Origin of the sequence: Mycobacterium intermedium, from assembly GCF_002086275.1 — a bacterium.
In the GTDB taxonomy this organism is placed as follows: Bacteria; Actinomycetota; Actinomycetes; order Mycobacteriales; family Mycobacteriaceae; genus Mycobacterium; species Mycobacterium intermedium.
In genome coordinates, this window is sequence record NZ_MVHT01000141.1 from 1 (window position 1) to 10,182 (window position 10,182).

Genomic DNA, 10,182 nt, shown 5'->3' on the forward strand with positions numbered 1-10,182 from the left:
GGAAGTTGGTGCATAAGGCCCACATTCGGCGTGCTTGGCCGCTGTAGGCGCCTAGCTGGCTTCGCCGGCTTCGCTGAGTGTGGGGCCTGCGGCCCTGCAGCCTTGGAAGTTGGTGCATAAGGCCCACATTCGGCGTGCTTGGCCGCTGTAGGCGCCTAGCTGGCTTCGCCGAGTGTGGGCCCTATGGCCCTGCAGCCTTGGAAGTTGGTGCATAAGGCCCACATTCGGCGTGTATCGCCGCGCTACGGCTTCGGCGTGTATCGCCGCGCATCGGCGGCGGCGCGCCGCCGCGCTAGACGTCGATGACCACCTTGCCGAGCACTTTGCGTTCGGCCACGTAGCGCAGCGCCGCGGGCGTTTCCGCCAGCGGAAATCGGGCGCCGATGTACGGGCGCACCTTGCCGGTGGTGAACAGCTGCGACAGCTCTTCGACATCCCGCGCGTACTCGTCCGGATGCTCGGCCATGAACGTGCGAATCTCCATGCCGCGAACCGTAAGATCCTTGAGCAGCACGAGGTTGAGCGGAATCGCCGGGATGCTGCCGGCCGCGTAGCCGAGGGTGACGAACATTCCGCCGCGGGCCAGTCCGCGTAACGCCGGCTCCGCATAGTCACCGCCGACGGGGTCGATGACCACCCGGGCGCTATCGCCGGTGAGCTCCCGGATGCGTGATTTCAGATCCTCGCGGTCGTAGTCGACGGTCGCTTCGGCGCCACGCTGGCGGCACAACTCGAGCTTCTCCGGGCTGGAGGCCGCCGCCAGCACCCGCGCCCCGAGGGCCACAGCGAGATCCACGGCGGCCAGTCCCACCCCACCCGCGGCCCCCAGTACCACGACCCAATCCCCGGCTGCCACTCCGGCGGTCGAGCGCAGGGCGTGGTATGCGGTGCGGTAGGTGACGCCGAACACCGCCCCCGAGGCGAAGTCGGCGTCGTCGGGCAACGGCGTCGCCAGGTCGGATTGGAGGAGCGCCAATTCGGCGAACGCCCCGAACGTGGTCCCGAACACCCGCTGGCCCGGCTGAAACGATGCGCCCTCGCCCGCGGCGATCACTTCACCGGCGATCTCATTGCCAGGTATGAACGGCGGGGGAATCTTGACCTGGTACTTGCCCGCAATGAACAGCACGTCGGGAAAATTGACTGCCGCCGCGTGCACCCGGACCAGCAACTGACCGGGGCCGGCGACCGGGTCATCGACCTGGTCGAATACCAAGTCCTCCGGCGGGCCGTAGGCGCGGCAGACGATCGCACGCATCAATCAACTCCTAACCCGCGCAAGCAAAATTGCACGAGATGCTCGACGTCGGCCGACTCGGGGCGGTCGGCCGAACCCAGGTAGCGTCGCATGGTCGCCGTCGTGCAGCTGAAGACGGCCTCGACATCGCGGTCGACATCCGCGCTACCTAACGCTGTGATCGGTTCGATCAGCAGATCACGCAGCGGGCCCGTCAGCTCCTGGGCGGCGGCATCCGACCCGGTGGCGACGGCCAACTGCCCCGCGGCAGCCCGGCTCATGCTCAGCAGGTGCGGGTCGGCAACCTGGGCCAGGGTGCCTTCGATCCAGCGCGCCACTTTGTCCTGCGGCCGGGATTCCTTGGCCATCTGGTGCTCGAGGTAGGACACGACGATCGCCACCCCGCGTTCCATGACGGCCAAAATGAGGTCGTCTTTGCCGGCGAAGTATCGGTAGAACGCCTTGTTGGACGAGCCCGCCTCGGCGACGATGTCACTCACCCGCGGCGGCTCGGGCGCCACCCGTTCCATTACCCGTACCGCCGCCGCCAGGATGCGTTCCACCTCCTCGGTGGCGCCGCGGTGACGGTCGTCGAGCGCGCGTTCGACGGCCGCGATGACCCTGCTGTTCACGGCTAATCAGGCAGCGCCGGAACGCGATCGAGGAGGTCACCGTACTTCTTGCGGGCGGCCTCGCGGCGGACGTCGAGCAGCTCGCTGGGCCATTCCGCGTCCTCGGCGTCATAACCCCTGAGCAGCATCTTGGCCAGGTTGACCTTGTGTGCTTCGGTCGGCCCGTCGGCCAGGCCGAGCGCGATGCCGCCGAGCAAGGCGTTGACCAAAGGCAGCTGATCGGTGAGTCCGAGCGCGCCGTGCACCTGGATGGCGCGCAACGCGATCGACTTGAGGACTTGGGACGCCAGGATCTTGCACGCCGCGATCTCGGTGCGCGCGGCCTGCTCGTCACCGTTGTCGATCAGCCAGGCGGCGTGCAGCACAGTGAGCCGGAACGGGATCAGCTCGGTGTACGAGTCGGCGATGAACTCCTGCACCAACTGCTTGTCGGCCAGCGGACTGCCCTGGGTGAAACGGCTTTTCGCGCGCCGCGACATCATCTCGACGGCACGCTGCGCGACCCCGATCGACCGCATCGCGTGATGTAGCCGTCCGCCGGCCAGTCGGGTCTGCAGGATCAGGAAGCCCTGGCCCGGCTCGCCGAGCAGCGCGTCCGGCCCCACTCGCACGCCGTCGTAGCGCACCAGGGAATGGCCGGGTTCGTGTGCGTCCGCTCCGACCAGGTGGTAGTCGGCTTCGATGGTCAGGCCCTCGGTACCGGCCGGAATCAGGAACGTCGAGGCGCCGCGATGGACGGGTACGTCGGGATCGGTGATGGCGACCACGATGAAGAACGAGGCGACGGAAGCGTTGGACGAGAAGAACTTTCGCCCGGTGATCACCCAGTCGTCACCGTCCCGGACGGCTCGGGTCTGGAAAACCCGTGGGTCGGAACCCCCTTGCGGTTCGGTCATCGAGAAACAGGAGAAGATCTCCCCGGACAACAGCCCCGCCAGATAGCGGTCCTTCTGTTCCTGGGTGCCGAACCGGGCCAGGATCTCCGCGTTGCCGGTGTCGGGCGCCTGGGTCCCGAAGACGATGGACGCCCACGGGCTACGCCCCAGGATCTCGTTGATCAGCGTCAGCTTGACCGCGCCAAAACCCTGCCCGCCCAACTCGGGTCCCAGATGCGGGGCCCACAAACCCTGGTCGCGCACCTGCTGTTTGAGCGGGTCGACGATGCGGCGGCGCTCTTCGTTGAGCGGCAGGAACTCGCAGCCCGGAAACAGCACTTCCAGTGGCTCGACCTCTTCCCGCACGAATTCGCGGACCCATTCGAGCTTTTTCTCGAACTCCGGTTCGGTGGAAAAGTCCCAAGGCATTTTCGATACTCCTGTCGTTACGGGATTCCGCCGTCGGCCCGCACGATGGAGCCGGTGGTGAAGCTGGACGCGTCGGAAGCTAAGAACAATGCGGCGCCGACGATTTCGGCCGGGTTGCCGGCGCGCTGCAGCGAGAGGTGCGCGAACCTGTTGGTGGTGTCCTGCTCGAGGTTCCAGGCCTTGCTGACGTCGGTCAGGAAGGGGCCGGCCATCAGCGTGTTGACCCGGACGGCAGGTCCGAACGCTCGTGCCATCCCCTCGGTCATCGCATTGAGCGCGGCCTTTGCCGAGGCGTAGGGGACGATGTCGGGACTCGGACGGAGCGACCCCGCCGAACTCACGTTGATGATGGATCCGCGCCCTGCGGCGACCATCCGCTCGCCCACCAGTGCCGAGAGCCGAAACGGGCCCTTGAAGTTGAGATTGAGGATCGCGTCGAACAGCTTCTCGCTGACGTCGCTCAGCTTGTCGTACAGCGGTTGCATGCCGGCGTTGTTGATCAAGGTGTCGACCTTGCCGAATCTTTCGTAGACCGCGTCGACCAGGCCGTCGAGCTGTTCCCAGCGGCCCACGTGTACCTGGTAGGGCATTGCGGTGCGCCCGGTCTCGGCCTCGATCTCCTCGGCGGTGGCCACGCAATTGTCCATCTTCCGGCTGGCGATCACCACGTCTGCCCCGCACCGGGCCGCCGCGAACGCCATCTCCCGCCCCAACCCGCGGCTGCCGCCGGTGATGAGCACCACCCGATCGGTGAGGTCGAAAAGCTGGTCGGCGTAACCCATTTCAGCGTCCCTTGGTCGATCGAGCGAGTTCGGCGGCGGTGCCGATGAGCTGCAGGATCATCGGGCCGAACGCTCCGGTGATCTTGGGGTCGACTTTTCCGGTGCGCACCCCAGCCGCGTATGTCTTCTCCAGCACGATGCCCAGCTTCCAGTTCGCCAGCACCAGGTAGTAGTCGATGTTCTCGGTGGACAGGCCGCTGATGCTCTCGTAGTGCTGCAGTAGTTCACTTCGCGTGGGCATGCCGGCCATGTCCAGATAGAACCCGTCGGCGCGGGGCTCCTCGCCGTCGTACCCCAACAGCGCCCACGCCAGGTCCAGCAGCGGATCGCCGACGGTGGTCATCTCCCAATCCACGATCGCGGCCAGCCGGGCCGGCTCCCCGTGCGCGAACATCACGTTGGCGAACTGGTAGTCGCCGTGCATGATGCCCGGCGTGTAGCGCTCGGGACGGTTGCGGCGCAGCCAGTCCGACGCCTCGTCCAGACCCGGGAGATCGCGCACCCGGTAGGCGTCGAGAAATTTCAGCCAGCGGTCGACCTGGCGCTCGTGGAATCCGTCCGGACGGCCGAAGCCTTCGAGGCCCTGCGCGCGCCAGTCCACTCGTCCCAATTTCGCCGCTCCTTCGACGAGTTGGAACGCCAACCCGCGCCGCGCCGCCAAGTCGGTATCGAAGGGGGCGCGCCATCCGCCGTCCATCGGGCTCCACCCGTCAATCGCCCGCATCACATAGAACGGCATGCCCAGCACCGAGCCGGACTCGTCGGCAGCGATCAGCTCGGCGTGCGGCACATCGGTGCCCGACAAGGCCCGCACCAGCCGGATCTCGCGCAGCAACCCGTCGATTCGGGCGGCGTCAGCCCGGGGTCCGGGCATCCGCAGCACCATGCGCTCGTCGCCGCGAGTGATCAGGTAGAGGGTGTTCTGCGATCCCCCACTCAGTTGCTCGAGCACCGGCTGTTCGCCACTGCCCGGGGCCTTTTCGGCATCCAGCCATCGTGAGAGCGCTACCGCATCCATTGCGCACACCCCAATCTCCAATCGGAGAATAACATTCTCCCGTCGGCTGCGACCCCGCCCGCCGGTCATGCGACGCTTAGCCCATGCAACTTCTTCTGGTTCGCCATGCGCTTCCATTGCGCAGCGATCACGGCGAAGGTTCCGACCCCCACCTGTCCGATGCCGGACTGGAGCAGGTCGCGCGGTTACCCGAGGCGCTCGCGCGGTTTCCCATCTCTCGCGTGGTGAGCAGCCCGCAGCGACGCGCCGTCCAGACCGCCGAACCGGTGGCGGCGGCGCGGGGGTTGACCATCGACATCGACGACCGGTTGGCCGAATACGACCGCAACCTGCCCGCCTACATCCCGGTGGAGCAAATCCGTCAGGAGTTCCCCGAGGAATGGGCAAGGATGGCCCAGGGGCACCTGCCCAGCGCGGTCGACGAGGACGCCTTTCGGGCGCGGGTGCGCGCGGCGATCGACGACCTGGTGGTTTCCGCCGGCGCCGATGAGACGGTTGCCGCGTTCAGCCACGGCGGGGTGATTAACGTGATTCTGCACGAGATCCTGGGGACGGCGCGGCTGTTGTCGTTTCCCATCGACTACGCCTCGGTGACCCGCTTGTTGTTCTCCCGTTCCGGGCAGGCGACGGTGGCGACGGTGAACTCGACCGAACATGTTTGGGATTTGCTGCCAAGGAATCAAAGGTGGTAGCTGTCAACGGTGATAGGAATATGCGGTGACCTCGACTGACCGCCTCGACGGCCTCGATCTGGCCGCACTGGACGGGTACTTGGCTTCCCTCGGCATCGAGCGTGTGGGTGAGCTTCGCGGCGAGCTGATCTCGGGTGGACGCTCCAATCTGACGTTCCGTGTTTATGACGACGCGACGAGCTGGCTGGTGCGCCGTCCGCCGTTGCATGGGCTGACGCCGTCCGCGCACGATATGGCCCGCGAGTACAAAGTCGTTGCTGCGCTACAGGACACGCCCGTTCCGGTGGCGCGCACCATCGCCCTGTGCGACGACGACGCGGTGCTGGGCGCGCCGTTTCAGATCGTCGAGTTCGTCGACGGGCAGGTGGTGCGGCGGCGTGGCCAACTCGAGGCGTTCAGCCGCTCCGCCATCCACGGCTGCGTCGATGCACTGATCCGCGTGCTGGTCGATCTGCACAGCATCGATCCAAATGCCGTCGGGCTGAGCGACTTCGGCAAACCCAACGGGTATCTGGAGCGGCAGGTGCGTCGCTGGGGCTCGCAGTGGGACCTGGTTCGATTGCCCGACGACCACCGCGACAACGACGTCGCGCGACTGCGTTCGGCACTGCAGGAAGCGATTCCGCAGCAGAGTCGCTCGGCGATCGTGCACGGTGACTACCGGATCGACAACACCATCTTGGACAAGGACGACCCGACGCTGGTTCGTGCGGTGGTGGACTGGGAGCTCTCGACGCTGGGCGACCCGCTCAGTGACGCCGCCCTGATGTGCGTGTACCGCGACCCCGCGTTGGACCTGATCGTCAACGCACAGGCGGCCTGGACCTCGCCCCTGTTGCCGACGCCCGACGAACTGGCGGACCGCTATTCGCTGGTGTCCGGGCACTCGCTGGGCTACTGGGAGTTCTACATGGCACTGGCGTATTTCAAGCTCGCCATCATCGCCGCGGGTATCGAATTCCGGCACCGCATGGCCGAGCAAGCGGCCGGGAGGGACGCGGAGTACGACATGGCGTCTGAGGTCGTGGCGCCGTTGATCTCACGCGGCCTCGCCGAGATGGCCAAGCCGCGCAGCTAGCCGCTCTCGGTAGAGGTTCTCGGTAGCCCCGTCAGGGCCGGGCGGGCCGCGTCACCCCGGCAAACCGGCGGTGCCCTTGCTACCGGTGGCGCCGAGGCTGCCCGTGGCGCCGTCGGATGCACCGTCGGCTCCGGACCCGCCCTGTCCGCCCTGACCGCCGCTGCCGCCGGCGCCGGCAGCGCCGCCCGCACCCGCGGTGCCATCGGTACCTGAACCCAGAGCAACGCCGGCCGCTCCGCCGTTGCCGCCGTTGCCACCAGTGCCGCCGGTGCCGCCCTGGCCACCGGTGCCTCCGGTGCCGCCCCGGCCGTTCTGGTTCACCGTCGCGTCGTATCCGACCCCGGCGGCGCCGCCGTCCCCGCCGTCCCCGCCCGTCGCGCCGACGCCGCCCTTGCCGCCGGCGCCGCCCATGCCGCCGGCTCCGCCATTGCCCGAAATCGAACCGCCGGCGCCGCCGGCGCCGCCGGCGCCGCCGCTGCCGCCGGTACCGCCGGTCGCGCCGATACCGCCGGTGCCGCCGTCGCCGCCATTGCCGCCCACCGCCGTGCCGGAGACCGCATGACCGTTCGCCCAGCCGCCGTCGCCGCCGTCGCCGCCCTTGCCGCCGATGCCGCCGGTGCCGCCTTTACCACCGTCGCCGCCCCTGAGGGGGCTGCCTGTGACTGGACCAAGGCTGTCGGCGGAACCGCCGTTGCCGCCGTTGCCGCCCGCGGCCCCGGCCCCGCCTTGACCGCCGTCGCCGCCGTCGCCGCCGGTCGCCGCACTGTTGCTGTTGTCGACGTGAGCCGCACCGCCGACGCCGCCGTCACCACCGACCGCGCCGGCGCCGCCCGTGCCGCCGTCGCCGCCGTCACCGCCGAACGCCGGGGCGTTGTTGTTACTGGTGTTGCCGAGGCCGCCGGAGCCGCCGGTGCCGCCTGGCTGGGAGGCGAGGCCGTTGCTGCCGGTGCCGCCGTCGCCGCCGAAACCAGGCATGACGTTGTTGCCGCCGTTGGTGCCGGAGGCCGCGGGAGGTTGGGTCTGGTTTGGGCCCGGGTTGACGCCGGCCGCACCCAACGCCCCCGCGCCGCCCTTGCCGCCCGCGCCGCCGTTGCCGACGTTGCCGCCGTTGCCGCCGGCACCTCCGGCCCCGCCGTCACCGCCGGCGGCCGTGGCGTTGGCGCCGTTGCCGCCATTGCCGCCGTTGCCACCGCTGGTGGGGGTCTTGCCCGCCGATCCGCTGATGCCGGCCAGCCCGCTCGGACCGCCGGCCGCGCCCGCCTTCCCGGCGGCCCCGCCGATGCCGCGGTCGCCGCCGTCGCCGCCGTCTCCGCCGTCGCCGGCGGGGTTCATGCCGAGAACCAGGCCGTTGCCGCCGTTGCCGCCGTTACCACCCTTGCCGCCGTCACCGCCGTTGCCGGCTGCGCCGCCGTTACCGTCCACCCCCACTTTGCCGAACTTCGATGCACCGCCGGTTCCGCCAGCTCCGCCGTCGCCGCCCTTACCGCCGTTTGCGCCGCTGCCACCTTTGGTGCCGTCGGAGCCGTCACCTGCGCCCAGGCCGCCGTCGATCCCGTCGCCGCCCTTGCCGCCGTCGCCGCCGTCACCGCCGTTACCGCCGGCCCCGCCGTGACCGGCGTTGCCGCCATCGCCGCCGGCGGACCCGGCGGCCCCACCGTCGCCGCCCTTGCCACCGTTGCCGGCGCTCTGGCCGACGGTGCCATTGCCTCCCGCGAGGACCGCAGTACCTGCGGCGCCGTCGGCGCCGTCCGGGCCGTCCCCGCCGCGGCCGCCGTTGCCGCCGTTGCCGCCGTTGCCGACCAAACCGCCGGCACCGCCCTTTCCGCCATTGCCGCCTTGTGCCTGAATGGCGAAGACACCGTCGGCCCCGTTGCCGCCGTTGCCACCGTTGCCGCCGCTGATGGGGGTGGCGCCGTTGCCGCCGTTGAGGCCGTTGAGCCCGCCTGGACCACCCGCCAGACCGGCGATCCCAGCGGTGCCGCCCTTGCCGACGTTGCCGCCGTTGCCGCCGTTGCCGCCGCCGCCTTGGCCGTTCGTGGAGGTGTGCGTGATAAGCCCGTCGGCGCCGTTGCCGCCGTTGCCTGCCGCGCCGCCGTTGCCACCGCTACCGGCGAAGCCGCCATTGCCGGCGAGGCCCACGTTGCCGTTGGTTGCCGCGCCGCCTTTGCCGCCGTTGCCGCCATTGCCGCCGGCGCCGCCGGCACCGCCGTGACCGCCCTGGCCACCGTCGCCGACGTTCGTAACGGTGACGACGCCGTCGGCGCCGTTGATGCCGGCGCCGCCCTTGCCGCCATTGGCGCCATGACCACCCGCGCCGCCGGCTCCGCCATTGCCGGACGTGCTGCCGCCGGCGCCGCCGGCGCCACCAGCGCCGCCGTGACCGCCGTTCTGGCCGTCCGTGCCGCTTTCGCCCGCGTTGACGCCGTCGACGCCCGCTTTGCCCGCGGCACCGTTTCCGCCGCGGCCTCCGGCGCCACCGTTGCCGACCGCGCCGCCGTCGCCGCCGGCCCCGCCGATCCCGCCGTTACCGCCCGCGGTGGTGGCATCGGCGCCGTCTCCGCCTCGACCGCCGTTTCCGCCGATCGCGGGTGTGCTGCCGCCCTTGCCGTTGGCGCCGTCCGATCCGCTGGCGCCGCCGGCGAGTCCGCCCTTGCCGGCCGCACCGCCGTCGCCCACGTCGCCGCCGTTGCCGCCGGCTCCGCCGTTACCGGCCACGCCGCCGACCACCGCGCCGTTGCCGCCGGCCCCGCCGTCGCCGGCTGCGCCACCGGCGCCGCCGTTGCCCGCCTGACCGCCGTTGCCGTCCTTGCCCGCCGTGCCGTGTGTCGACGCGCCGCCGGCGCCGCCTTTACCGCCGTTGCCGGCAGCCCCACCGTCTCCGCCGTCGCCGCCGGCCTGGCCGGCGGTGCCGTTGCCGCTGCCGTCGGTGATGCCCGGGTTGCCGTTGACGCCCGCTCCGCCGGCCCCGCCGTCGGCGCCCTTGCCGCCCTGGCCGCCGGCCCCGCCGTCGCCGGCCTTCGATCCGCCGGCGCCGCCGGCGCCGCCGGTCCCGCCGTTGCCGCCGGTCTGACCGTCCGTACCGCTCTCTCCGGGGTTCATCCCGTCCAAGCCGGCCTTGCCGATGAATCCGTTGCCGCCGGAGCCGCCGGCGCCGCCGTCGCCGACGTTGCCGCCGTTGCCGCCGGCCCCGCCGTTGCCGCCGTTCATTCCGAAGCTGTTGCCGCTGGCGCCGTCGCCGCCGATGCCGCCGTTGCCGCCGTCGATGGGCGTGAAGCCGGCCTTTCCGTTGGCGCCCGCGGCTCCGCTGGGGCCACCCGCGAGCCCGCCGGTTCCGGCCGCACCGCCGTCGCCCACGTTGCCGCCGTTGCCGCCTTCGATGATCAGCACCGGAACCTTGATCCGCTCGTACCGCCTCACGCTCGACGGGATGGCCGGCGGT

8 protein-coding genes are annotated in these 10,182 nt (G+C 70.4%); 2 read left to right on the forward strand and 6 right to left on the reverse strand.

Annotation, left to right across the window (positions count from 1 at the left end; all coding sequences use genetic code 11):
- Positions 1–292 precede the first annotated feature (292 nt).
- The 5 genes from BST27_RS28635 to BST27_RS28655 are packed head-to-tail and all read right to left on the reverse strand — an operon-like array spanning position 293 to position 4,973.
- On the reverse strand, positions 293–1,258 hold the full coding sequence (locus BST27_RS28635) for an NADPH:quinone oxidoreductase family protein (RefSeq protein ID WP_069420133.1): 966 nt from the start codon (positions 1,256–1,258) through the stop codon (positions 293–295).
- The gene (locus BST27_RS28640) at positions 1,258–1,869 is read right to left on the reverse strand and encodes a TetR/AcrR family transcriptional regulator (protein WP_069420134.1); all 612 of its coding nucleotides are present in this window, start codon (positions 1,867–1,869) and stop codon (positions 1,258–1,260) included. Before BST27_RS28640 ends, BST27_RS28635 begins: the two co-directional genes overlap by 1 nt.
- Before the next feature lie 2 nt (positions 1,870–1,871).
- On the reverse strand, positions 1,872–3,173 hold the full coding sequence (locus BST27_RS28645) for an acyl-CoA dehydrogenase family protein (protein ID WP_069420135.1): 1,302 nt from the start codon (positions 3,171–3,173) through the stop codon (positions 1,872–1,874).
- A gap of 17 nt (positions 3,174–3,190) precedes the next feature.
- Complete coding sequence (locus tag BST27_RS28650; protein ID WP_069420136.1) at positions 3,191–3,955, reverse strand: SDR family NAD(P)-dependent oxidoreductase; 765 nt, start codon at positions 3,953–3,955, stop codon at positions 3,191–3,193.
- A gap of 1 nt (position 3,956) precedes the next feature.
- On the reverse strand, positions 3,957–4,973 hold the full coding sequence (locus BST27_RS28655; protein WP_069420137.1) for a phosphotransferase family protein: 1,017 nt from the start codon (positions 4,971–4,973) through the stop codon (positions 3,957–3,959).
- An 83-nt stretch (positions 4,974–5,056) separates the two neighbouring features.
- On the opposite strand from BST27_RS28655, the gene BST27_RS28660 reads away from it, so the two are divergent.
- Together BST27_RS28660 and BST27_RS28665 are read left to right on the forward strand one after the other, a co-directional pair.
- Positions 5,057–5,665 carry a histidine phosphatase family protein gene (locus BST27_RS28660; protein WP_069420138.1) on the forward strand — a complete coding sequence of 203 codons (609 nt, stop codon included), beginning with the start codon at positions 5,057–5,059 and terminating at the stop codon, positions 5,663–5,665.
- A gap of 25 nt (positions 5,666–5,690) precedes the next feature.
- Entirely contained in the window at positions 5,691–6,743 is a 1,053-nt protein-coding gene (locus BST27_RS28665; protein ID WP_069420139.1) for a phosphotransferase family protein, read from the forward strand.
- 51 nt (positions 6,744–6,794) lie between these two features.
- Here BST27_RS28665 and BST27_RS32725 read toward each other — a convergent pair whose 3' ends face one another.
- Positions 6,795–10,160, reverse strand: a complete 3,366-nt coding sequence (locus BST27_RS32725; protein ID WP_170062388.1) for a PE family protein — start codon at positions 10,158–10,160, stop codon at positions 6,795–6,797.
- Positions 10,161–10,182 lie beyond the last annotated feature (22 nt).

Bases quoted from the DNA above. Each gene is read 5' to 3' on its own strand.
- BST27_RS28635 (WP_069420133.1), bottom strand. From the start codon at position 1,258: ATGCGTGCGATCGTCTGCCGCGCCTACGGCCCGCCGGAGGACTTGGTA.
- BST27_RS28645 (WP_069420135.1), bottom strand. From the start codon at position 3,173: ATGCCTTGGGACTTTTCCACCGAACCGGAGTTCGAGAAAAAGCTCGAA.
- BST27_RS28650 (WP_069420136.1), bottom strand. From the start codon at position 3,955: ATGGGTTACGCCGACCAGCTTTTCGACCTCACCGATCGGGTGGTGCTC.
- BST27_RS28655 (WP_069420137.1), bottom strand. From the start codon at position 4,973: ATGGATGCGGTAGCGCTCTCACGATGGCTGGATGCCGAAAAGGCCCCG.
- BST27_RS28660 (WP_069420138.1), top strand. From the start codon at position 5,057: ATGCAACTTCTTCTGGTTCGCCATGCGCTTCCATTGCGCAGCGATCAC.